Origin of the sequence: Streptomyces sp. NBC_00400, assembly GCF_036048035.1 — a bacterium.
Taxonomy (GTDB): domain Bacteria; phylum Actinomycetota; class Actinomycetes; order Streptomycetales; family Streptomycetaceae; genus Streptomyces.
The window spans coordinates 8022443-8045394 of sequence record NZ_CP107940.1; the positions used below are offsets into that span (position 1 = coordinate 8022443).

Sequence of the window (22952 nt, forward strand, 5' to 3'; positions counted from 1 at the left end):
CACACCGCTCTTTGACGTGTCGGCAGTCTTGGACCGTGTCGATCGTGGAGCGTGTTGTCCCGAGCGCGTCGTGGGAGTTGCTCCCACGCCTGGTGGCACTGACCTGCAACTGGAGGGCACGGACGTAGTGATGCTGGACGCGGACATCGACGGTTGCGTGACGATCTGGCGCAACAACGGCGGGTCGCACCGGTGGTGTCGGTTGGCACGTCAGGTTTGCGGTGACAGACCGTCGTCCACTGGCACGTTCTGGGCTTCCAGCGTGATGCCGGAGTTCCTGGCCTGTTCGAGGATCAGAGAGGCGAAGTCCTCTTCGACATGCCCCGCGCCGATGGCACCCGCGACGAGCTGAGCGGTGGTGGCGGCAAGTGGCATCGGGACCTGCAGCTCGCGGGCCGCGGCGAGCCCGAGGTCGAGGTCCTTGTGCAGCAGCGGCATGGTGAACGTCGGAGTGAAGTCCAGGTTGACCAGTGCGGGCGACTTGTAGCGCGTGAAGGCCGAACCCATCACGGAGTCGTTGAGGAATTCCAGGAAGGCGGCACGGCTGACACCGCCCTTCTCCGCGAGGATGGTGATCTCGGCGAGCGACTGGGTGACGATGCCGAGGAAGACGTTGTGTGCGATCTTGACGAGACGAGCGGCTTCGCCCTCGCCGACGTAGGTCACCCCGCGCCCCAGCGCGGCAAGCACCGGCTCGACCCGGCCGAACACCTCGGGTGAGCCGGAGACCGCGATCGTCAGCTTGCCTGCGGTGATCACCTTCGGGTTCCCGCTGACTGTGGCTGCCAGGAAGTCGGCCCCGTGGTCGGCGGCTTTGTTCCGGATCAGCGCGGACACCTGGGGGGACACCGTGGAGCTGTCGATCAGGACCCCTGGCGTGGCGTTTGGCGAGGTCAGCACGCCGCCGGGGCCCGTGGTGACCGCCTCCAGGGCGGCCGACGCGGTGACCATGGTGAAGACGACGTCCCGGTCGGCCAGGTCGGCCGGCCGGTCGGTGATCGTCGCACCCCGTTCAGCCAGCGGTTCGGCCTTGGCGCGCGTCCTGTTGTGGACAGCCACGTCGTACCCCGCGTCCAGCAGCCGGGCCGCCAGTTCGAAGCCCATGCGGCCAACACCGATCCAGCCGATACGCGGGCGGTCCTGGGCGGCAATCGTCATTTCTGTACCTCAATCCTGGATGACGGCTCGACCCGTACGACCCCCACAACCGACCGGCCGGACGCGGGGGCATCGCCATCGCGGCGTCGAGTGCGCCTGCTCCGAGAACAGCGACAGTGGACGCGTGAGACGTGGAAGATCCCTTTCCATTTACCGTTGCTCATCTTCCGCTGACATCCGGGCGTTCCCTGGCAAGGAAACGCGCGGAGCCATTCACGAGCAATAAGAGCTCGTAACGGGATCTTGTTGAAGTGCCCTGGCCGGGCGTGACTGATGTGACGATTCGGCCGTTCGAGAGGCTGCGAGCACTCGGCCGTGGATCGTGGACGACGACCTGCGGATCGGCTGAAGTGCAACACGCGGACGGGGAATGCGCGCGCTTCTCTTGGTGGAAGATTCCCGCGTAAGGGCCTTCGCAACTGACGAAGTCTATAAGCCATGCAGAGGCCCGAGCCTGATGAGAACGGGCTCGGGCCGTGTGCGCGGGTGCTGACGTGGTGAGGCTGATCAGGAACCAGCGCCGGGCAGCTTCTGCGACAGTTCGATCATGTTGCCCCACGGGTCACGGAAGAACGCCAGTCGCCGGCTGATGTCCTCGATCTCGAAAGGTTCACCGATAAGGTCGACGCCACGGTCGGCGAGCTCGGCGCGTGCTTCGTCGACATCGTCGACATGGACGCACATGTGCTGGTAGCCGCCGTGCTGCAGGCTGACTCCGAGGTCGTCGAGGACCTCGTTCGGGAAGGGCACCGGTCCGGCCAGCAGTTCCACGTGGAAGTTTTCGTCGTTGGGCGGGCAGAGGTAGGCGAGCTTCAGCTCACCGTAGGGCCATTCCTGGAGCACTCGGAAGTCCAGCTTCTCCGTGTACCAAGCCTTCGCCGCGTCGTAGTCGGGAACGCGGATGCCAACATGGTGACCACTGAAGGACGAAAAGGGGCTTGATGGGTTTTTTGCAGAATAATCAGGCTCCGGATATTCGTGGTCAGATTCGCTGGCTCGCCGTTCAGAGCTGGTAACACGATGGTGATCGGCGCTTCTTCAATCGCCGTCGGCAGGTGAGGCTGCAGGCCAATGAGACGAAGGCGTGGTGGAATTCCGTTCGGCGTTCCCGGCGGACGGCGAGGCGCTGAACCGGTGGAGCAGGGCGAAGCTCTGCTGGACGACGTAACGGAGGCCGGCGATCTGCTCGTCGGGTTCGACTGCGGCGTGCGCCAGGTGCCAGGCCCGCTGCTCGGGAACACCGGTCCAGGCCTCCGCGAGCGCACGGTGGGCGCTGCGGCGCTGGTGGGGTGGGCCGCCGGCCGAGCGGCTGTCGCCGACCAGCGTGGCGGACGGGCAGACGAGAGGTGCGGTGCGCTCCCAGGTGCACAGTGGTCGTCAACCGGCCGTCGCGGCTGCCGCCTTCCACAGCGCTTCCCACGGGATCAACTATCGATTTTCCCCAGGAGGCGTCCTCTCGGACGTGCCGTCACCCCCTCTGACTTGCGGGTTTTTCGTGCTTGCTGTCCAACTGCCCGAAGCGCGGAACCAAGTCAAGACTTATCTCTGCGGGCCTTCTTTCCTATGTTGGGGGTCATCGAACCAGTCCCCTCAGAGGAATGTGACATGAGGAAGAACATCGGCAAGATGGCGAATCGGTGCCTGCGGCACCTGGAATCGTATGACTTCGACGAAGTGCGGGCCATGTGCACGGAAACGGCCACCGTATGGCACAAACGACGGCAAGGGAGACCAGACGATCGACGAAAAACTGGAACAGCTCAAGCCCCTTGCCGGCACGGTCGGTTCGCTGCGGTTCGATATCACACGCCAATTCCACGGCGCGAACGAGGTACTTCAGCAGCACGTTCTTCGTCTGACCATGCCGGACGGGTCGCGAAGTGAGGTCCACGCGGCGATGTACTTCCGGTTCGATGGATATCTCATCGACCGGATGGAGGAGTATGTCTATGAGGTGGGGCCGGTATGACGGAAGGCAGGATTTCCGTACCGGGGGGCAAGGTGTGGTACCGCAGAACGGGCGGCGGCGGTGTGCCGTTGCTGCTTGTCCACGGCGGACCGGGTTACCCGAGTGACCTGCTGTTCGACGCCTTCGCGCCACTTGCCCAGGAGCGCGAGGTCGTCTGGTACGACCAGCTCGGCGTAGGGCGTTCGGATCCGGTCGACGATATCTCGCTGCTGACGGTGGACCGCTTCCTCGACGAACTGGGCGCGGTTTCCGAGGAGCTCGGCCTGGAACGCCCGCACGTCTACGGCCACTCCTGGGGAGCGATGCTTGGCCTTCAGTACGCCGCGGAGCGGGCGCCGGAATGGACCAGCCTGGTCTGTGCCAATGGCCTGGCGAGCGTGCCCCGGTTCGAGCAGGAGGTACGGGACCTGATGGCGAAACTACCGGGCAACGTACTCGACCGCACCTACGGCCGGGAGCTGAGAGGCGAGACAGGCGATCCCGATTACTGGGTGGCCCAAGAGGAGTACATGCGCGCGTGCGTGCTGCGTACCTCTTCCGTGAGCCTGGACCCGGAACTCATGAGTTTGACGACCTTCCGGACAATGATCGGGCATGCGGACTACCACGTGACCGGCACTCTCAAGGACTGGGACGTTTTCGACGCCCTTGAGCGGATCCAGGTCCCAACACTCGTTCTCGGTGGCGAGTTCGACGAATGCGTTCCCGCGCATCTCGCCGATATCGCCGAAAGAATTCCGGATTCCGAGCATGTGACGCAGCCCGGCGCAGCCCATATGGGATATCTGGAGGAGGAGCCGCTTCGCGGGGCGTACGTCTCCCTCATTCAGGACTACATGGCGCGCGTCGAAGCGCGCTCGTGTCCGAACGACTGCCCATCGGGCGGCACCGGCGGCCGTCCCTGCCGGCCTGGATGCCCCTGCTCGCCCTGACCGGCCAGGCAAGGCGACGGGAACCCCGCCGCCTGCGGATCCGCCTGTCCCTACGCGAATGAGGTTGTCAATACCTGTGGACCGGTTGGCTTTGAGGACGCCGTGTGCGGCAACCGCGCAGTGACGCGGTTGCCGTATGGTTCCCGCAGCCGGCCGGTTACCTCCGCTCGGGACGCAGCAGAACCTCGCCATGGACCGGTTGAGGTTGTTCATGCCGCGAAGGTCGACTCGATCGGGGTGGTGGTCCGCAGGCGGATCCAGTGCTCGGCGGGGAGGTTGAAGAACGCCAGCAGCTCGTCCTCGTCGTCCGTGATCCGCTGGACGACCTTGGGGTTTTTCGCCCCGCAGACCCGCTCGAAGCCCCAGTCCCGCAGCAGGCCCGCCCATGCCTCGGACGATTCTCGGTAGCCCTCCGCCATCGTGATCAGCTCCTTTTCCGGGCACCGTTGATTGGCGGGGTGGTTTAGCTCTGCTCAACCTGGAGTTACCCATCGGGCGTTGTTCGAGGGGGCGTCGGATGTCAGCGTGTAAGCGTTGGTGGATGATCTGCGCCGCGCGGCCCGCGACTACGAGTCGCCGGCGCTGAAGGTCCGCGATCTCCGGGCGGCTGCGGACTTCCTGACCGCCCATCCGGCGGTGGGGGACAGGCAACTGGGCGCGTTGGGAGTGTGTGCCGGGGCGATGTACGCGAGCGCCTTCGCCGCCGAGGACGCACGGGTGGGGTCGCTGGCGCTGGTGGCGCCGTGGCTGCACGACCGCCGTATCTGCGAGGAGAACTACGGCGGCGCGGAGGGCATCGCCGCGAAGAAGGCGGCGGCGGCCGCGGCCCGGCGGCGGTACGAGTAGAGCGGGGAGGTCGCCTATGTGCCGGTGGTCAGTGGCAGCGACCCGGACGCGGCCATGCCGTTCGACATCGACTTCTACCTCAATCCGGAGCGGCACTGCGCTTGAGCATGACCGGTACCAGAATCTTCCCTCCCAGCGCTTCAAGGTCATGAGCAATGGCCCCGCGAACCCGAAGCACGAGATCAGGACGTTCGCGGAGGGCATGTGCCTGACCCCCCACGCCCCGTTCCTCGGTGACGGCGCTCGTCAGCCGATCGTGCAGTCGCATTGCGACGGTTCTCCGTTGCGGCGCTTTACGTTCTTCGGCCAGTACGGTGAGCCACAGATCGGGTTCAGGACGGCCACGGATCTCTGCTGGACCGTGGCGGGCGGCGGCCAATACGGTGGCGACATCAAAAAGTTTCCCTGCGAAAGCTCAGGACCTGGGTATCAGCGCTTCACACTCGTCCATGTGTGAAGCGCGCGCACTTGAAACTGACGGGCGCCATAGCCGTAGCGGAAGGGTTGATCACCCCTATACGGCTACGCAGCCGAACCGCCAGAACATGCAGAGCGGTGATGCACCAGCCTTCGAGACGGTGAGCACCTAGCCGATCCGTTCGGCCAGAGCGACGATGATTCCCGAGGGGCCGCGGAGGTTGCAGAGCCGGTAGCTGTTCTCGTACTGCGCGACCTCGCCGAGGAGTTCGGCGCCATGGCGGCGCAGGCGGGTGATCGTGTCGTCGATGTCGTCGACGGCGAACATGACACGGTGCAGGCCCAGGGTGTGGGGTGGCGGGTTGAGCGGTCCGGAAGTGATCGCCGCGGGGGTGTGGAACTTCGTCAGCTCCAGCTTGCCGTGGCCGTCCGGGGTGCGCATCATCGCGATGGCGCTGCGGACCCCGTCGAGGCCGACCGTCTGGTCTGCCCAGACTCCCTCGATCTGCGCTTCGCCTTCCAGCTCCAGGCCGAGCTCGGTGAAGAAGGCGATGGCCGCCTCCAGGTCGTCGACGACGATGCCTACGTTGTCCATCCGCTGAATCGTCACGGGGTGCTCCTTCTTCGTCGCGCGGCCCGTTCTGGCTACCGCCCCACCTGTGACCCTGACCCCGTACCTATCCGAGCGAGCACTTAACCACCGGAGATGTCTCTCCTGCGGGCGGTCACCCGTGGATGTACTGGTCGGCCCAGGCGCTGATGATGTGGGCGGCTCGCTGTGCTTGTCCTCGGGCGGTCAGGAGATGGTCTGCTCCTTCGAGGGAGACGAAGCTTCGCGGGTGTCGTGCCTCGCGGAAGATCTCTCCGGCGTTGTCGATGTCGACGGTGTTGTCGGTCGGCGAATGCAGGACGAGGAGCGGCAGGTCCAACTCGCCGATCCGGTCCCGCAGGTGAGCACGGCGGACGTCTTCGACGAAGGCGCGCTTGAGGACCAGGGTCCTCCCGCCGACGAACCACTCGTGCGAGCCTTCACTGAGCACGCGATCCACGACCGCGTCGTACTGTCGCTCGACATGGCTGGGGTCGACAGGCGCCCCGATCGTGGCGACCGCGCGGACGCCGGTTGCCTCGGCCGCCGCGGCGAGGACGGCGGCGCCTCCCCAGGAGTGCCCCACCAGCAGGTCTGCCGGAGTCCCCCGCTCCGCCATCATGGCGGCGGCACGGATCGTGTCCTGGACCTTGACGGTGAAGGAACCGTCCCCCCAGTCGCCGTCGGAGTCCCCGATCCCGAGGTTGTCGAAGCGCAGCATGCCGATCCCCTCGCGTGCCAGCTGCTTGCTGACACGCGAGGCGGCCGGCGAGCCCTTGCCGAGGGTGAATCCGTGCACGAAGATCCCCCAGCCGCGGATCTCGCCGTCCGGCAGGTCGATCACTCCGGCCAGTTCGGGGCCGACGACGCTCGGGAATCTCACTTTTTCGCTCATGTTGTGATCACCTAGGCAGGGGCTGTACGTGGAGCAGGGAAGACAAGGGTGCCACCGGCCGGCGCCACGCGCGCGCTCCGGGCAGGGGAGCAGCGAGCGCGGTGCCTGCCGTGATCGGCGTGTGTCAGGCGTTCGGCTTCTGGTCGGAGGACTGCTCGGTGGTGAGCAGTGCGGTGATCTCCTCGGCGAGGCGCGGGCCGAGCTCGCCCCAGCCGTCCTTGTAGCCGTAGACGCCGGCCAGGGTGCGGGCCTCGTAGTCGCCGTTCATGATCTCGATGTCGGTGGCCGTGATGAGTGCCGGGTGGGCGACGCCGACGGCCGCCGAGACCTTCAGCAGCTCCTTGCGGAGGGTGCGCAGGTAGACGGCGGCCCGGGTGGCCTTCGAGGCCGGGTCGAGGCCGCGGGCCAGCCACGGGCTCTGGGTGGCGATGCCGGTGGGGCACTTGTCGGTGTGGCACTTCTGCGCCTGGATGCAGCCGATCGACAGCATGGCCTCACGGGCCACGTTGATCATGTCGGCACCCAGAGCGAAGGCGACCGCGGCGTTCTCGGGCAGGCCGAGCTTGCCGGAGGCGATGAAGGTCAGGTCGTCGGTCAGCCCCAGCTCGGCGAAGGCGCCGTAGACCCGGGAGAAGCCCATCCGGAAGGGCAGCGACACCGAGTCGGAGAAGGTGAGCGGCGCCGCCCCGGTGCCGCCCTCGCCGCCGTCGATGGTCACGAAGTCGACACCACGGTCACCTCGCGCCATCAGCGTGGCCAGCTCCTGCCAGAACTCCATCTCTCCCACCGCGCTCTTGATCCCGACCGGCAGGCCGGTCTCGGTGGCGAGCAGTTCGACGAAGTCGAGCATCGAGTCGACGTCGCTGAACGCGGTGTGTCGCGACGGGGAGGCGCAGTCCTCGCCGAGCGGGATGCCGCGGATCTCGGCGATTTCCGGTGTCACCTTCGCGCCCGGCAGCATTCCGCCCAGCCCTGGCTTGGCGCCCTGGGAGAGCTTGATCTCTATCGCCTTGACCGGGGCGCCGGCGACCACATCCTTGAGCTTGTCGATGTTGAAGCTGCCGTCCTCGTTGCGGCAGCCGAAGTAGGACGTACCGATTTGAAGGACGAGGTCGCCGCCGTTGCGGTGGTACGGCGAGAGACCGCCCTCGCCCGTGTTCTGCAGGGTGCCCGCCAGCGCCGCCCCCTTGTTGAGCGCCGTGATCGCCGCGCCGGAGAGCGATCCGAAGCTCATCGCCGAGATGTTCACCACGCTCGCCGGCCGGAACGCCTTGGCGCGCCCGCGCGGCCCGCCCAGCACCTTGGCTGACGGCAGTGGGGCCTGCGGGTCGTGTATGTCGGGCAGCGCGCCGGCGAACGTGCGCTGCTTCAGGTAGGCGTGCCCCTGCGTGTGCTCGACGTCGTTGTCGGTTCCGAACCCGAAGTAGTTGTTCTCCCCCTTCGCCGACGCGTAGATCCAGGTGCGCTGGTCACGACTGAACGGGCGCTCCTCGTCGTTGGAGGTCACTATGTACTGCCGCAGCTCCGGCCCGATCGTCTCCAACAGGTACCGGGCGTGCCCGAGCACGGGGAAGTTCCGGAGCAATGCATGCTTCTTCTGGACAAGGTCACGAGCGGCCACCAGCGCCAATGCTGTTGCGGTGGCCGTGGCGATGCTCCGGGCGCGCATGAACGTTCCTCTCTTCGATGCTCGACTCCATTGCCATGCGGTGGAGTCGTCATGCCGGGCGCTGGGCGGCGGGCCCGGCCCAGCGGGCGTCAGCGTCCGTCGGAGAACGCCAAATGATATTAGGGGCTCGCTCGGATCGGTACGGGGTCAGGGTCACGAGTGGGGCGGTCTTCCCAGCGGTGGGTGGTCCAGGTGCGTCGGCACAGGCTATGCGCGGTGATGCTGGTGTAACGCGGCGTAACGTCTGGGCGCCTGGCCGGGGGCTGGACAAGGGCTGCCCGTCGGGCCGCGAAGATGATCGCCGCCAGCCTCGGAGTGGAGTGACACCGATCACCATGCGCACGGACTTTGATCCCGCTGCCATGTCCCGCAACGACTTCCACAAGCTGCTGACCTCGGCGGTGGGGCCGCGGCCGATCGCCTGGGTGTCCACGGTCTCGGCGGACGGGACGCACAACCCCGCACCTGCGGGGATGGTCCGGATCTTGATTGATGCGGGCCGGGAACTGCGGCTTGGCTTGGACGGGTTTTCTCCTCGCTCCTTGATGGATGGTCGGTCCCGATAGGCGACTCTGGCCCGGGACGGCCGCCCGACAGCGTGCAGCGGTCGGGCGTGGGCGGAGCCGAGTGCCGGCGGCCCGCTCCATGGCTCCCGCCTTGGCGAGAGCCGCGGTCAGGGACTTGTCGGCCCCCGGGACGCGGCGCTCGGTACCAGCGGAGCGACGTTCGACGCCTGTGGATCACTCCTGCCGGAAGGAGGCGCACCTTGCCGCTGGGGGCGGTCTTCGACTTCCCGGCCGAGCACTGGATCCCCTTGCGGGCCACAAATCCGATCGAGTCGACCTTCTCCACCGTCCGGCTGCGGACCCGTGGCACCGCAGCCCTGGCCATGGTCTTCAAGCTCATCAAGTCCGCCCAACAGCGGTGGCGGGGGCGGGCGGTCAAGGCGGCTCACCTCGTTCCCCCCTGCTCAGCTCCGCGTTCCGGGCCACATTGCGTGCCAGTTCGTCCTCTCCAACGACGTGCCCGGGTGGGGCTGTGTATTGGTCTGTCCGGGTGATAGTCGAGTCAAGAGGGTGGTGTTCCATTGGCCATTTCGGGTTAATGGTGGTGACCGTTTTCCGGTGGGTTGCCCATCTCTCCGGGGAGAGATGGGCAACCCTTGTGGTGCGCGTGTGCGTGGTACATGTCGGCGTGCCCTCTCTCTGTCCCGGTGTGCAAGCGGTGATCCGGTTCGCGTATTCCGGCGCCGTGCGACGCGGGCCCCGGATGGGATTTCTTGGGCGGCCCTCTCAGCTGAGAGAGGTTTGTCATGAAGCCGACTACGGGTTGGTTGGGAGCTCCGGCGGTAGCCGGCGGGGTTCGGCCGGTTGTACCGGCCAGTGGGTCTGTGGTGGCCGCTGTACGGGGGCTTGTGGCCGCGCCGTTCAGTGCGGCGTTCTCCACGGTGACGATCCCGGCGGGCACGAGCCCGCTGGCGGTGGCCGTGGCGCCGAACGGCAACGTCTACGTCGGCAACGCCAATTCGAACAATGTGACGGTGATCAGCAGCGTCACGAACACCGTCCTGGCCACCGTCCCCGCCGGCTCAGGCCCGGCCATGATTGCGGTGGCGCCGAACGGCAACGTCTACGTCACCAACCAGAGCTCGAACAACGTGACGGTGATCAGCAGCGCCACGAACACCGTCCTGGCCACCGTCCCCGTCGGTGGGGGCCCGTTCGCACTGGCGGTGGCGCCGAACGGCAACGTCTACGTCGCCAACAGCACTTCGAACAATGTGACGGTGATCAGCAGCGTCACGAACACGGTCCTGGCCACCGTCCCCGTCGGCGCGGTGCCGGACGCGGTGGCGGTGGCGGCGAACGGCAACGTCTACGTCGCGAACCGGAACGCGAACACCGTGACGGTGATCAGCAGCGCCACGAACACCGTCCTGACCACCCTCCCCACCGGTGGTTTCCCGGGCGCGGCGGCGGTGGCGCAGAACGGCAACGTCTACATCGCCAACCAGACCTCGAACAACGTGACGGTCATCGACAGCGCCACGAACACCGTCCTGGCCACCGTCCCCGCCGGCACGGTCCCGGGAGTGATTGCGGTGGCGCCCAACGGCAACGTCTACGTCACCAACACCGTTTCGAACAATGTGACGGTGATCGACAGCGCCACGAACACGGTCCTGGCCACCGTCCCCACCGGCGGGGGCCCGTTCGGGGTGGCGGTGGCGCCGACCGGCAACGTCTACGTCGGCAACAGCAGTTCCAACAATGTGACGGTGATCAGCAGCGTCACGAACACGGTCCTGGCCACCGTCCCCGTCGGCGCGTTCCCGTTCTCGGTGGCGGCGGCGCAGAACAGCAACGTCTACGTCACCAACGCCAATTCGGCCAACGTGACGGAGATCTCGCCGTTGACGGTGACGACCTCGCCGGCGTCGCCGTTGTGCGGGCAGCCGGTGACGTTCAACATCTCCGGGGGGACTCCGAACGGGACAGCGGTGGTGAACTTCGGGGACGCCAGCCCCACGGTCACCGTCCCCCTCGACGCCACCGGGAGCGGGCAGACCACCCACACCTACACCGCCGGTACGTTCACCGTGACCGTGAACGGCAACCCCACCCCCGTCACCGTGAACCCCAACCCCACAACGACGACGCTGTCGGTGACGCCGAACCCCTCCACCTGCGGGCAGAGCGTGACGGTATGCGCCACCATCACCCCGGCACCAGCCACCACCTCAGTGCCGACCGGCACGGTCACCTTCACCCTCCCCAACAGCCAGACCCAGATGGTCCCCGTCAACGCCTCGGGGCAGGCCTGCTTCACCACCACCGCCCTGACCACCGGCACCCTCACCGCCGCCTACAGCGGTGACAGCTGCTTCACCGGCTCCACCACCAGCACCCCCGTCACCGTGAGCCCGAACCCCACAACGACGACGCTGTCGGTGACGCCGAACCCCTCCACCTGCGGGCAGAGCGTGACGGTATGCGCCACCATCACCCCGGCACCAGCCACCACCTCAGTGCCGACCGGCACGGTCACCTTCACCCTCCCCAACGGCCAAACCCAGATGGTCCCCGTCAACGCCTCGGGGCAGGCCTGCTTCACCACCACCGCCCTGACCACCGGCACCCTCACCGCCGCCTACAGCGGTGACAGCTGCTTCACCGGCTCCACCGCCGGCACCCCCGTCACCGTGAACCCCAACGCCACAAAGCTGACCGCGCAGCCAGGCACCATCCGGCTCCGGCTGACCCCGCTGCCCGAGTTCTACATCCCCACCCTCAGCGCCACCCTGACGACCACCTCGGGGATGCCGGTGGCCGGTCAGCCGGTGACCTTCACCGCCACCACGCTCTTCGGCCCGGTCAACCTCGGCACCGCCGTCACCGACGCCAACGGCACCGCCACCATCCACAACGCCATCGTCCCCGTCTTCGCCATCGCCACCCCCTTCTACACCGCCACCTTCCCCGGCACTTCCTGCTCCACCGCCGCCACCGACCACGGCATCCTGCTGTTCATCCCCCTCCCGGGCTGATCTCACCGGCTCCGAAACCCCACGTCACCTGGTCTGCTGCGACGGGAGGAACACGCCGCTGCCCAACTGGAGGAGCCGGCCGACCAGTCGAGGGGTTTGGCGGCACGCGTGGATTCCAGAGGCGGGGCTCCGGCCATGAGGGCGGCTCCAGCATCGGCAGACCACGGCGCAGGAAGGGCGGCAGAACAACCCGACTCCGCGTCGCGAGCTGCGCCTGGAGGGTGCCCCAGCGACGGTGATGACGGCAACGACGGCACACATCGGCTGCCAAACGGCCACTCCGAGAAGGTGGTTTGAGAGCTTTTGGTGGGCGGTCGAACACGAAACCCCGACCAGTGTCACGTTGTCCACCGGCAACGAGTCCTCCCACACCGAGTTCTACAAACGCCCGTCACCGCGGGGCCCATCAGCTCCCAGGCCCCGACTGTCGACGTTCGCTCGCCCACCAGAAGAAGGCTCTTGTGGTGTGTGACTTCCTGACCTCTGATTTCTGCAAGTGTCATTCGCGGAGTCCCCGTGTTCCTGTGGGAACCCGCTGAGTGCGATTACGAGCTCGTGCATGGTTAAGGGCTGTCCCGTAACTGCCATTGGCAGTCCGCGCGACGGTCTACGGCCGGACGCACCGCGCCGGCTCGCCGTACTTCATACCGCTGGAGTAGAGGGCCCCCTGGTGATTGCGCCCCATGAACTTGATGCCTTGGGTACGCCGCTCCACATGAGTCAACCGGAGGATCTGGGTGCCCAACTCGGTCGAGAGCTCCAGGAGGTCGCCGGGCTGGAGATCCTCGGCGAGGACATCGATTGTCATGGCGGGGATGGTACGACGTGATCGCGCGATGGATCAGCGAAGGGCGACTCTGAGGCGCCTGAGCAAACCGGTCACAGTGGGATGATCTTGTTGTGGCTGGTGCGATCACGGCTTCGGAGCTGTCCTGGATAGCCCGTTCACCGGGCTGGGCCCGCGGCAGTTCGGGAAGCTGGTGACGGTGCTGCGGTGCGAGGGTGCGGACGCGGTCCGCAAGGGCCGGCCGTGGAGCCTGCCGCTGGAGGACCGGACACTGCTGGTCGCGGCCTACTGGCGCACGAACCTGACCATGCAACTGTCCCCACTGTTCGGGGTTTCCAAGTCGGCGGCGGACCGGCTCATCGATCACCTCGGGCCAATGCTCGCCCTCGAGCCCCGCAAGCGGTATGCCAAGGACACCGTGTTGATCGTGGACGGCACCCTGGTGCCCACCCGCGATCACGCTGTCGCCGAGCAGTCGAAAAACTACCGGTACTCCACCAATCACCAGGTCGTCATAGACGCTGACACCCGCCTTGTCATGGTGGTCGGCCGGCCCCTGCCCAGCAATCGAAACGACTGCCTGGCGTGGGAAGAGTCCGGCGCGAAAGCTGCCGTCGGCACGACAACGACGATCGCCAACGGTGGCTATCCGGGCACCGGACTCGTGATGCCCCACCGGCACTGCAAGGGCGAGCAGCTTCCCGACTGGAAGCAGGCTCACAACAAGTCCCACAAACAGGTCCGCGCCCGCGTCGAGCGCGTCTTCGCCCGAATGACGACTTGGAAGATCCTCCCCGACTGCCGTCTCAAAGGCGACGGCGTCCACCACGCCATGCTTGATATTGCACGGATGCACAACCTCGCCCTCGCCGGATAGGCCACCTGGTTATACAGCAGCCGACCATACCCAAGGCCACTCAGGGATCATTTACAGGACAGCCCTTAGGCGTGCGGGAGTGAGTTCGCGGGCAGCGGCTCCGGCGCGTTCTCAACGCTGCAGGGAGACGCGCGCATGGGCGCAGCGCAGTCATTCACCTCTATGCCACCTGTTGGTGAATTGCTCCTAATGGTGGAATTAAGTCGATAGGGGTAGTGCAGAATCTCCTGATTCCTATTGTGCTTTCCCGCACTGGTGGATTCCCCTTGACCACCTCGAACCAACGCATGGCAGGTGCATGATGAGTACACCGAAAGTCTTACCCCTCCCACGGCCGAGCCTGGGCGAAGCTTCGCTGGACTTGGCCACTCCCAGGGTGGTGCTGACTCTCCCGGTGGGTGCCAGCCCGCTCGGCCTGGCGGTGAGTCCTGTCGGACTGAACGCCTATGTGGCCAACAACGGTTCGGGGTCGGTCAGTGTCGTGGATGGCGGAACGCTCACGGTCGCCACCGCCCTGGCACCGCTGCCCGGCCCCGCCGAGGTGGCAGTCGCCCCGGACAACGCCCACCTCTATGTGGCCGACATCGCCACCAACGCCGTCACCGTCGTGCAGCGGGACCTCTACACGGTCGTCGGCACGGTCCCCGTGGGAAACACCCCCTCCGGGATCAAAGTCGACCCCAGCGGGCTGCGCCTCTACGTCGCCAACCAGGGCTCGGACACTGTCAGCCTGATCAATACGCTCAGCGACAGCGTCATGGCGACCATCCCCGTCGGGGACCAGCCCACGGGTGTCGCGGTGGCACCCACCGGGCTGGAGGTATATGTGGCCAACAAGGGGGACAACACCCTCAGTGTGATCAACCCGGTTACCCAGTCGGTGGTGGCCACCGTCACCGGCCTGTCCGCTCCGCTCGGGGTGGCTGCCTCCCCGAACAACGCCCGCCTCTACGTCGCCAATAGTGCCGCGAACACCGTCAGTGTCATCGACACCGTCACCCGCAGCCCCATCGCCACCGTGCCGGTCGGCAGCACTCCATGGGGCCTGGCAGCCTCCCCCGACGGCCAGCAGGTCTATGTGGCCAACAACGGGTCGGACAACGTCAGTGTCATCGACACCAGCACCAATGCCGTCACGGACACCATCACCGTCGGCCACCAGCCCACCGGAGTTGCCATCACCCCCAACGGCCTGTCCGTCTACGTGGCCAACAAGGGTTCCAACACCGTCAGCGTCATCCAGACCCTCAACGTCATGTCACCCACCCTCGGCCCCCAGGCCGGCGGCACCATCGTGACACTCACCGGCACCAGTCTGCCAGGAGCCAGCGCGGTCAGGTTCGGCACCACCCCCGCCGTCATCATGGCCAACACGGCCAACCAGATCGTCGTGGTCACCCCACCCGGAGTGGGTGTCGCCCAGGTCACCGTCACCACTCCGGGCGGCACCAGCAACCCCAAACCATTCGTCTACTACCCCCGTGGCGATGTCCAATCCCTGGCCCCCAGCGCCGGCCCGACAGACGGCAGGAACGTGATCACCCTCAGGGGCGACCAACTCGCCACGGCCTCCCAGGTGCTGTTCGGCTCTGTGCCGGCCCTGCCCGTCGTCGTCTCCGACAGCCGGCTCGATGTGCCCGTCCCACCCGGCGTGTCCGCCGGCTGCGTCCCCCTGACCGTCACCACCGCCGGCGGCCTCACCACCGGAACGCTCTCCTACAGGTACATCGAGCCACCCACGGCCGGTGTCCTGAAGCCCACCACCGGCTCCATCTTCGGCGGGAACGTCATCACCATCACCGGCCAGAACCTCGCGACCACGGCCATGGTCACCATCAGGGGCACCGTTGCCCAGTTCAGCATCGGATCCAACATCCTCCTGTCCGTCGTGGTGCCCCCTGCCCCTGCGCCCGGGCCCGCCGACGTCATCGTCACCACCGCAGCCGGCACCCTCACCCTCACCGGCGCATACCTCTACACATGAATCACCCCGAGGACACCATCCACCCCGTGTTCCTGCCCCAGGTGTGTCAGCGGACGATGCGGTCCAGATGAGGAGATGGTGCCGCCGAGGATCCCTGCCTGGCCGCGCCCTTCTCGTGGCACGTGTCGTGGCAGCCGATGCGGTGCCGGCGCAACCTGCCGGCACCCTTCGGGCGCACCTCTGCGACCGCGGAAGGGTCGGAAGCCGGGCATCCCTTGTGCCCATCGGCGGTGGCTTCCCTGCGTGCCCGGCGGGCCAATCTCCCGCACCGTGGACCGGCCGGTCGGACCGGCGCCGACCTGATCACAGAAACACGGCATGGGGCTGAAAGCCCCGATGGCCCGCAACTGGTTCGCCTCTGCACGCTGTCTGTGGGTGATCGGCGGTGCGGGTGCTTCGCCATGCCTGTGTGGGCATGGCGGTGGCGGCCACTGGCCGACGCGGACAGGCGTCCTGGCCAGCCTGCAGGCGGGGCAATCGAGGGGCGGTGGGCGGGGCCCGGGCCACCTTCGGCGTTGAGTCTCCCGGCTGATGCGTGCTCTGTCATCCGGGTGATGAAACGTCAAGGGCATTGCAGGTCCGCTCACTCCGATGGGTTACTGATGCCATCCCATCCAGGTGGGCAGCCCATCCTCTCGGGGGAGGGCAGCTGGCCTACCTTGGCTGAGCCCAGTTGAGAGTCGGGCGGCGGCGCAGCTCTGGCGCCGCGGTGGAGCCTTTCCGCTCGGAGGAGTGAAGGCATCGTCCTGTGCCGCTTGCCGGCAACGGGTGGTGCGGCGGCTCACGTCACCTCTTTTTGGGGACGTCATGCGAGCTGTCCGTTCTTTACGCTCCATCCTCGGTGGCTGCGCCCTGATTGTGGCGCTGACCGCGGGGCTGGGCGCAGTCCCGAACGCGGCGCACGCTCAGACGCCGGTGCTGTGCAGCGAAACCTCGCTGGTGAACGCGATCAACGCGGCCAACGCGGCCGGCGGCGACACCTTGGCGCTCGTTCCGTCCTGCACCTACCAACTCACCAGCGCGCAGGCAGCGGGCCCACCGGCCCAGTGAGTGGGACTACCGCCCATCACGGCTCACATCACCCTGCTAGGGGGAGGGGCACCATTACCCGTGACCCGAGCGCGCCGGCCTTCCGGGTTCTGCAGGTCCAGGGGTCGCCGAACGTGCCAGGAACCAACGGCCAGTTGAGCCTGGTCGGGGTCACCGTTCGAGGCGGTAGTGCCGTGCCTCCTTTTCCGGGAGGCGGCATCTCGAACCTGGGTGGCAGCGTCTCTCTGCTCACCAGTTCCGTCACCGGCAACACCGCCGTCGCCGGGGGCGGAATCTACAACGACAACGGCGTCGTCTCGCTGACCGCCAGTTCCGTCACCGGTAACTCCGCCGCAGCCAGCGGCGGCGGCATCTACGTCAACTCCGGAGGAGTAACCCTGTTCGCCACCACGGTGAGCGGCAACACCCCGGACAACTGTGCTCCGTCAGGCAGCACCATCGGCTGCACCTGACGGCTCGGCCGACATATCGACCGAATGCTCCGCCGGACAGCCTGCATCACCGCCGACGGCGAAAGCAGCCGTCCGGCTCGGTTCGTCTCTCCCACTCACACACCGCAATGAAGGAGGCAACACCATGCCTATCTCCCCAACCAGGGATCGACCGGAGGCGGGACCACCGTCACCATCAACGGCACGTGCCTGAGCACCGCCACCGCGGTGCACTTCGGCGCCGCCACCGCGACCCCGACCGTGATCAGCGACGGCCAGCTGACCGTCACCGTACCGGCGGGCGCGGCGGCCGGACCGGTGGGCGTCAGCGTCACCACGGCCGGAGGCACCAACAACGGTCTGACCTACACCTACGTCGACGCACCCACCATCGGCACGATCAACCCCAACTCCGGTCCGGCGTCCGGCGGAACCGCGGTCACCATCACCGGCACCAACTTCACCACCACCCAGTCGGTCACCTTCGGAGCCACGCCCGCACCGTTCTCCGTCATCAACGACACCACGCTGTCCGTCGTCACCCCGCCCACGCCGGACGGCGCTCCCGGTTCCGCCAACGTCACCGTGACCACCACCGGGGGCAGCGCCACCGTCACCGGTGGCTTCACCTGCGCGGCTGGACCTGGCATCTGACCCCTCACCTGAGCCGCTCACGGCCTGACCTGTGCCACCAGGCGAGCGGACACCCCGCCCGGGCAGGGGGTGCCCCTCACCCTGCCCGGGCCCCACTTCACGTCCCCTGACGAGCCTTGCCCCGGCGCATCTCCTCTGCGACCGGGGCCCATGGCTCGAAGGACCATGGCCGTGCAGAGCTCAACTCACCCGTCAGGCCCTTCTGCCGCCCCGAAGACCTGCGCCCGAGCCGCCTCCCCCCGGGATCTGAACACCGGGCTGGCCCATGGCGGTGGGGCCGGTGACCGGGGACGGCCGGGCGCCGAGCACCAGGTCCTGACCGGCGGTGGCGGCCTCCCGCTGCGGGTGTCGCTGACCGGCGTCCCTCACGACGGCCACCCAGCTACTGTCTCGGATCGGCTTGGACCTCGTCCGCTGGGCCCCGTCTCAGCGGCTGCCCACCTCCACGGGCCGCGCCGCTAGAGAGTCCGCGGGAAAGCACGCGACGACATCCACGACGCATTCCGCCCGCAGAACCCGGCTTCCTGAAACCTGGCCGGCGACTTCGGTCTCGACTACGTCACTTCGACGTGCCGGTGGCCTGTGCCGAATACCAGCTCCAGTCCACGATGCGGGAATCCACAGGGAGACCGATGCTCCTCTGATTCTCACCGATGGCTTCTCCTGCCGTAGCAACTCGGGCACCTGGGGATCGACCGGTGTCGCATCTGGCGGAGGCAAGAGCCAGGCGCGGAGGGCGCGAGACGAACCGGGTGGTCAAAATGCCGGAAGAGCCGGGAGGAGCGGCGAGCGCCCCGACTCGTCATAAGATAAAAATACTCACCACGTATGCTTCATGACGTGTGAACTCACTCCTTCCTTCGCATGGACAGGTTCAGTTCAATCGATTGAGGCCGCTTCGTAATCGCTTGCGTTCCGCCTTCATCTGACGGCCTGTGCCTCGCGATGTCGACGCGGCCGGCTTCTCGGCGCAGGCCAGCTGACCTGCGCGCGAACTGATCGCCCACGAAGGAAAGAAGGCTGTGGCATGTCTGCCCTCATCAACGCTCTCCACCCGAGCACAGGACCAGCCGCCGGCGGCAATACCGTCGCCATCAGCGGCTGTGGGCTCGCCGCTACCAGCGATGTCACCTTCGGCGCTGTCTCGGCCGCCGGCTTCACCGTCACCTCCGACACCACGATCACGGCCGTCGCGCCGCCCGGAAGCGGAAGCGTTCCGGTAGCCGTTGTCACCGCCTGCGGCGTCAGCAACAGCCTCACGTACTCCTACGGATCAGCGGGATTACCGGTCATCGAGGCGATTGCCCCGCAGGCGGGCGATCCGGCCGGTGGCAGCGACATCATCGCCGTGGGCTCCGGGTTCACCGGTGCCACGACGGTCGACTTCGGTGGTATCGCGGCGGCCGGTTTCACGGTCGCTTCCGACACCATCATCGGGATCACCACTCCGCCCGGGACCGGGACGGTGCCGGTGACGGTCACCACTCCCGGCGGTACCAGCAACGGGGTGTCGTTCACCTACAGCGCCTCGCTGCCGCCCAGGCTCGTGGCGGTGACGCCGAGGAGCGCCCGCCCTGGCCGCACCGTCGTCATCTTCGGCTGCAAGGTCAACCGCGCGACGAGGGTCGCTTTCGGTGGCCACCCGGCGGAAAGCTTCACCGTTCTGTCCGACAACGTCGTTCTCGCCGTCGTCCCGCCCGGAGACGGAACGGTGCCCGTGACCGTCACCACCCCCGCCGGCACCAGCAACCCCGTGCGCTTCACCTACGTCTCGACACCGGTCATCAAGGCGATTGCCCCGCAGGCGGGCGATCCGGCCGGTGGCAGCGACATCATCGCCGTGGGCTCCGGGTTCACCGGTGCCACGACGGTCGACTTCGGTGGTATCGCGGCGGCCGGTTTCACGGTCGCTTCCGACACCATCATCGGGATCACCACTCCGCCCGGGACCGGGACGGTGCCGGTGACGGTCACCACTCCCGGCGGTACCAGCAACGGGGTGTCGTTCACCTACAGCGCCTCGCTGCCGCCCAGGCTCGTGGCGGTGACGCCGAGGAGCGCCCGCCCTGGCCGCACCGTCGTCATCTTCGGCTGCAAGGTCAACCGCGCGACGAGGGTCGCTTTCGGTGGCCACCCGGCGGAAAGCTTCACCGTTCTGTCCGACAACGTCGTTCTCGCCGTCGTCCCGCCCGGAGACGGAACGGTGCCCGTGACCGTCACCACCCCCGCCGGCACCAGCAACCCCGTGCGCTTCACCTACGTCTCGACACCGGTCATCAAGGCGATTGCCCCGCAGGCGGGCGATCCGGCCGGTGGCAGCGACATCATCGCCGTGGGCTCCGGGTTCACCGGTGCCACGACGGTCGACTTCGGTGGTATCGCGGCGGCCGGTTTCACGGTCGCCTCCGACACCATCATCGGGATCACCACTCCGCCCGGGACCGGGACGGTGCCGGTGACGGTCACCACTCCCGGCGGTACCAGCAACGGGGTGTCGTTCACCTACAGCGCCTCGCTGCCGCCCAGGCTCGTGGCGGTGACGCCGCAGAGCGCCCGTCCCGGCGACACCGTCGTCATCTTCGGCTGCAAGGTCAACCGCGCGAGGACCGTCGCTTTCGGCAGCCACCCGGCGGACGACTTCACCGTTCTGTCCGACAACGTCCTCCTCGCTGTCGTTCCGCCCGGGAACGGAACCGTGCGCGTCACCGTCACCACCCCCACCGGCACCAGCAACCCTGTGCGCTTCACCTACGCCTGACCGTGCAGTCCAAGGAGCCGTGTCCACACCGGACTTGGTGGTCACGTGGTGAGCGTCGGCGTGAAGGGGGCGCTGGGGCCAGTCGGGGCGTGACCCTTGGCAGGTGGTCGTCTGCCACGTGACCGATTCCGGGTGCCGCGCAGCGGTGGCCTCCTCGTCTCCGGAGGAGGGGGCAGCCGCAGGAGGGAGCTACCCGCGGCGGATGTACTGGTGTGGGTGACGCAGCGGCGGGTGCCGCTGGCCGACCGCGCGGGGGCAGCTGCGAATGCACTCATGTCAGCCCTCGGAGGGGAACTGCGGAGTCCGTTCGGGAGTCAGGAGGTAAGGAGTCCTTCAGGAAGCCGAGTGACTGCGGGCGGAGCGTGCAGGGGGCGAGCCGGGGGAGGACGTCGTGGATGTCGTCGCGTGCTTCCCACGGACAACGCTGCCTTTCCGTACCTCTTCGGCTTCCATTGGCACCAGGTTGGCGGCCGTGTTGTGGGTGTAGTGGGTTGGCTAGCATCTTCGCAGCTCAGAGGCCGTACAGGTCGGATTGCTGCATGTGCATGTGTCGCCACCTGTCACCACCTCTGGCAGGGCGCAGGGCACATGCTGAGTCAATGCTGACTTTGCTGACGTCGTGTCAGATAGATCTGATGGTGCGTCATGATGTCCTTCGTCTGCCGTGGATTGGGGAACGGAGGACCTGCCAGGCACGCCTCAAGAAGACCCGCACGTGATCGTGTCACGAGCTCTTACCGGTTGTCCTTCTTGTTCCTCCCACGGGCGCCAGTGGCCGGTGTCGTCGACGGTGCCGAGTTGCTGGTCGGCGAAGTGCACACCGAAGCCGAAGACGTCGTCCTGGACCATGAATTCCACGAGTCGCCGACGTGAGTGCTCGGCCTGGGCACGGTCGTGGTCGAGGACGACTTCCCAGTCGGGGTGCTGGATTTGGACGGGTGAGTGCATGGCGTCGCCGAAGGCCACGATCCGGCGGCCGTCACCGGTGTCGAGGATCCAGGCCGTGTGCCCGGTGGTGTGTCCGGGCAGCGCCCAGGCACGTATTCCCTCGGCGATCTCTGTTCCGTCGGCGACGGCTGTGGTCCGTTCGCTCGGTCCGGCGAGCCGTGGGCCGGAGGCGGGGTCCAGGCCCTGCAGTTCTCCTTCCCCGACGATCCAGCGCGCGTTGGGGAACAGACTGCGCGGGTCGTCGACGGCGTCCGGCCGGGCCCATCCCGTGTGGTCGTCGTGCAGGTGGGTGAAGGCGACCGTCTCCAGGGTGGCCGGGTCGACGCCCAGGCGTTGCAGGTGATCGGGGAGGGCCTGTACGTGGTCGAAGCCGTGTTGGAAGTGTTCGGGGTCCTCGCCCGAGATGCGGCCGTGGCCGGCGTCCAGGAGCAGGCGTTTCCCACGGCGCTCGACAAGCAGCGCGCCGCATCCCATGGCCAGGTGACCCGCGTCCGTGATGTGGGGACCGTGGCCCGTCCAGTCCTCGTCGGCGGAGGCGGGGTAGACCCGGGTGGGGATCATGTGGACGCCGGCGTCGGGGACGTAGGTGATGGTGAGGGCGCCCAGGGTCCGCGTCCACAGGTGCGGCAGGCGGCCTCCCGAATCGTCGGCGGGATCGTGCTGCGGGTGGGCGGTGGTGGTCTGCTCGCTGGTGGTCATGATGGGTCCCTTTGCTCGTTCGTGTGGGGGTGGTGGGGCGCGTGGTCCGCTCATGGCGTGAGTAGGCGGACCGGTTCGTCGGCGGCGTAGGCGAGGAGGTCGCCGAGTGCGTCGCGGTAGAAGATCTCGAAGGCGTCGGCGGTGACGTAGCCCAGGTGTGGGGTGAGGACGGTTCGCGGAGCGCTACGCCATGGCGAATCGGTGGGCAGCGGCTCGGTGAAGTGGACGTCCAGGGCGGCGCCGCCCCACGCTCCGGCGTGCAGCGCGGCCAGCAGTGCCTCCTCGTCGACGACGGGTGCCCGGGAGGTGTTGATCGGCAGCGCCTCCGGCCGCATGAGGGCGAGTTCGCCGGTAGCGATGAGGCCGACGGTGTGTGGGGAGAGCCGGACGTGAAGCGTCATCACGCTCGAGGTGGTCAGCAGTTCCCGTTTGCTGACGGGGGTGACGCCCAGTGCTTTCGCGTGCCCGGGATCGAGGTGGGCGCTCCAGGCAACGACGTCCATGCCGAAGGCGACCCCGACCTGGGCCACGCGACTGCCCACGCCGCCCGGTCCGACAACGCCCAGGCGGGCGCCGTGCAGGTCACGACCCGCGGTCTGCTGCCAAGCGCCCTCGCGCAGGTTGCGGTCCTCGGCGGGGAGCGAGCGGGTCAGGGCGTGCAGGAGTCCCCATGTCAGCTCGGCCGTCGAGGTCAGTCCTGCGGCGCGGGTGCCGGACACCACGATTCCGCGCCACTCGGCGG

Annotated in this window: 17 protein-coding genes and 5 pseudogenes; 13 read left to right on the top strand and 9 right to left on the bottom strand. The window is 67.3% G+C overall.

Annotated features, from left to right (window positions below):
* Nucleotides 1–210 precede the first annotated feature (210 nt).
* A complete protein-coding gene (locus tag OHS81_RS35140; RefSeq protein WP_328390096.1) occupies nt 211–1158 on the bottom strand; it encodes an NAD(P)-dependent oxidoreductase in 948 nt (315 codons plus the stop codon).
* Nucleotides 1159–1665: 507 nt separating this feature from the next.
* Entirely contained in the window at nt 1666–2061 is a 396-nt protein-coding gene (locus OHS81_RS35145) for a VOC family protein (protein WP_328391656.1), read from the bottom strand.
* A gap of 757 nt (nt 2062–2818) precedes the next feature.
* On the opposite strand from OHS81_RS35145, the gene OHS81_RS35150 reads away from it, so the two are divergent.
* Together OHS81_RS35150 and OHS81_RS35155 are read left to right on the top strand one after the other, a co-directional pair.
* Nucleotides 2819–3127, top strand: a complete 309-nt coding sequence (locus OHS81_RS35150) for a hypothetical protein (protein ID WP_328390097.1) — start codon at nt 2819–2821, stop codon at nt 3125–3127.
* A complete protein-coding gene (locus OHS81_RS35155) occupies nt 3124–4059 on the top strand; it encodes a proline iminopeptidase-family hydrolase (protein WP_328390099.1) in 936 nt (311 codons plus the stop codon). Before OHS81_RS35150 ends, OHS81_RS35155 begins: the two co-directional genes overlap by 4 nt.
* A 215-nt stretch (nt 4060–4274) precedes the next feature.
* Here the strand turns inward: OHS81_RS35155 and OHS81_RS35160 are convergent.
* Nucleotides 4275–4418 (bottom strand): annotated as a pseudogene (locus OHS81_RS35160) (IS256 family transposase); the annotation flags it as partial.
* A 175-nt stretch (nt 4419–4593) separates the two neighbouring features.
* Here OHS81_RS35160 and OHS81_RS35165 point away from each other — a divergent pair.
* On the top strand, nt 4594–4905 hold the full coding sequence (locus OHS81_RS35165) for a hypothetical protein (protein WP_328390101.1): 312 nt from the start codon (nt 4594–4596) through the stop codon (nt 4903–4905).
* 148 nt (nt 4906–5053) lie between these two features.
* A complete protein-coding gene (locus OHS81_RS35170; RefSeq protein ID WP_328390102.1) occupies nt 5054–5362 on the top strand; it encodes an RICIN domain-containing protein in 309 nt (102 codons plus the stop codon).
* A 129-nt stretch (nt 5363–5491) separates the two neighbouring features.
* Here the strand turns inward: OHS81_RS35170 and OHS81_RS35175 are convergent, their stop codons facing one another.
* From OHS81_RS35175 to OHS81_RS35185, 3 genes are all read right to left on the bottom strand, one after another.
* A complete protein-coding gene (locus OHS81_RS35175; RefSeq protein WP_328390103.1) occupies nt 5492–5932 on the bottom strand; it encodes a VOC family protein in 441 nt (146 codons plus the stop codon).
* 115 nt (nt 5933–6047) lie between these two features.
* Nucleotides 6048–6806 (bottom strand): alpha/beta hydrolase family protein, encoded by a 759-nt coding sequence (locus tag OHS81_RS35180; RefSeq protein ID WP_328390105.1) that lies wholly within the window; start codon nt 6804–6806, stop codon nt 6048–6050.
* Between the two features lie 124 nt (nt 6807–6930).
* Nucleotides 6931–8475: an FMN-binding glutamate synthase family protein gene (locus tag OHS81_RS35185; protein ID WP_328390107.1), complete on the bottom strand. Its 1545-nt coding sequence runs from the start codon at nt 8473–8475 to the stop codon at nt 6931–6933.
* Between the two features lie 335 nt (nt 8476–8810).
* Between OHS81_RS35185 and OHS81_RS35190 the strand changes: the two are divergent.
* The 3 genes and pseudogenes from OHS81_RS35190 to OHS81_RS35200 form a co-directional block, all read left to right on the top strand.
* Nucleotides 8811–8942, top strand: a pseudogene (locus tag OHS81_RS35190) (flavin reductase family protein); the annotation flags it as partial.
* A gap of 317 nt (nt 8943–9259) precedes the next feature.
* A pseudogene (locus OHS81_RS37545) lies at nt 9260–9535 on the top strand (hypothetical protein); the annotation flags it as partial.
* 354 nt (nt 9536–9889) lie between these two features.
* On the top strand, nt 9890–12022 hold the full coding sequence (locus OHS81_RS35200; RefSeq protein WP_328390109.1) for a virginiamycin B lyase family protein: 2133 nt from the start codon (nt 9890–9892) through the stop codon (nt 12020–12022).
* Nucleotides 12023–12629: 607 nt separating this feature from the next.
* Here the strand turns inward: OHS81_RS35200 and OHS81_RS35205 are convergent.
* Nucleotides 12630–12830, bottom strand: a complete 201-nt coding sequence (locus tag OHS81_RS35205; RefSeq protein WP_328390111.1) for a hypothetical protein — start codon at nt 12828–12830, stop codon at nt 12630–12632.
* Between the two features lie 92 nt (nt 12831–12922).
* Between OHS81_RS35205 and OHS81_RS35210 the strand changes: the two are divergent.
* The 6 genes and pseudogenes from OHS81_RS35210 (at nt 12923) to OHS81_RS35235 (ending at nt 20563) form a co-directional block, all read left to right on the top strand.
* Nucleotides 12923–13686: pseudogene (locus OHS81_RS35210) on the top strand (transposase).
* A 376-nt stretch (nt 13687–14062) separates the two neighbouring features.
* Nucleotides 14063–15670 (top strand): IPT/TIG domain-containing protein, encoded by a 1608-nt coding sequence (locus OHS81_RS35215; RefSeq protein ID WP_328390113.1) that lies wholly within the window; start codon nt 14063–14065, stop codon nt 15668–15670.
* Nucleotides 15671–16477: 807 nt separating this feature from the next.
* On the top strand, nt 16478–16720 hold the full coding sequence (locus tag OHS81_RS35220) for a hypothetical protein (RefSeq protein ID WP_328390115.1): 243 nt from the start codon (nt 16478–16480) through the stop codon (nt 16718–16720).
* A gap of 173 nt (nt 16721–16893) precedes the next feature.
* Nucleotides 16894–17172: a hypothetical protein gene (locus OHS81_RS35225; RefSeq protein WP_328390117.1), complete on the top strand. Its 279-nt coding sequence runs from the start codon at nt 16894–16896 to the stop codon at nt 17170–17172.
* A 138-nt stretch (nt 17173–17310) separates the two neighbouring features.
* Nucleotides 17311–17805 (top strand): annotated as a pseudogene (locus OHS81_RS35230) (IPT/TIG domain-containing protein); the annotation flags it as partial.
* 1027 nt (nt 17806–18832) lie between these two features.
* Entirely contained in the window at nt 18833–20563 is a 1731-nt protein-coding gene (locus OHS81_RS35235; protein ID WP_328390119.1) for an IPT/TIG domain-containing protein, read from the top strand.
* Nucleotides 20564–21262: 699 nt separating this feature from the next.
* Here OHS81_RS35235 and OHS81_RS35240 read toward each other — a convergent pair.
* The gene (locus OHS81_RS35240) at nt 21263–22210 is read right to left on the bottom strand and encodes an MBL fold metallo-hydrolase (RefSeq protein ID WP_328390121.1); all 948 of its coding nucleotides are present in this window, start codon (nt 22208–22210) and stop codon (nt 21263–21265) included.
* 50 nt (nt 22211–22260) lie between these two features.
* Nucleotides 22261–22929: an NAD(P)-dependent oxidoreductase gene (locus OHS81_RS35245; RefSeq protein ID WP_328390123.1), complete on the bottom strand. Its 669-nt coding sequence runs from the start codon at nt 22927–22929 to the stop codon at nt 22261–22263.
* Nucleotides 22930–22952 lie beyond the last annotated feature (23 nt).

Coding starts and splice junctions, on each gene's coding strand:
- OHS81_RS35140 (WP_328390096.1), bottom strand. CDS start 1,158: ATGACGATTGCCGCCCAGGACCGCCCGCGTATCGGCTGGATCGGTGTT.
- OHS81_RS35150 (WP_328390097.1), top strand. CDS start 2,819: ATGACTTCGACGAAGTGCGGGCCATGTGCACGGAAACGGCCACCGTAT.
- OHS81_RS35155 (WP_328390099.1), top strand. CDS start 3,124: ATGACGGAAGGCAGGATTTCCGTACCGGGGGGCAAGGTGTGGTACCGC.
- OHS81_RS35170 (WP_328390102.1), top strand. CDS start 5,054: ATGAGCAATGGCCCCGCGAACCCGAAGCACGAGATCAGGACGTTCGCG.
- OHS81_RS35180 (WP_328390105.1), bottom strand. CDS start 6,806: ATGAGCGAAAAAGTGAGATTCCCGAGCGTCGTCGGCCCCGAACTGGCC.
- OHS81_RS35185 (WP_328390107.1), bottom strand. CDS start 8,475: ATGCGCGCCCGGAGCATCGCCACGGCCACCGCAACAGCATTGGCGCTG.
- OHS81_RS35205 (WP_328390111.1), bottom strand. CDS start 12,830: ATGACAATCGATGTCCTCGCCGAGGATCTCCAGCCCGGCGACCTCCTG.
- OHS81_RS35220 (WP_328390115.1), top strand. CDS start 16,478: ATGCGAGCTGTCCGTTCTTTACGCTCCATCCTCGGTGGCTGCGCCCTG.
- OHS81_RS35235 (WP_328390119.1), top strand. CDS start 18,833: ATGTCTGCCCTCATCAACGCTCTCCACCCGAGCACAGGACCAGCCGCC.
- OHS81_RS35240 (WP_328390121.1), bottom strand. CDS start 22,210: ATGACCACCAGCGAGCAGACCACCACCGCCCACCCGCAGCACGATCCC.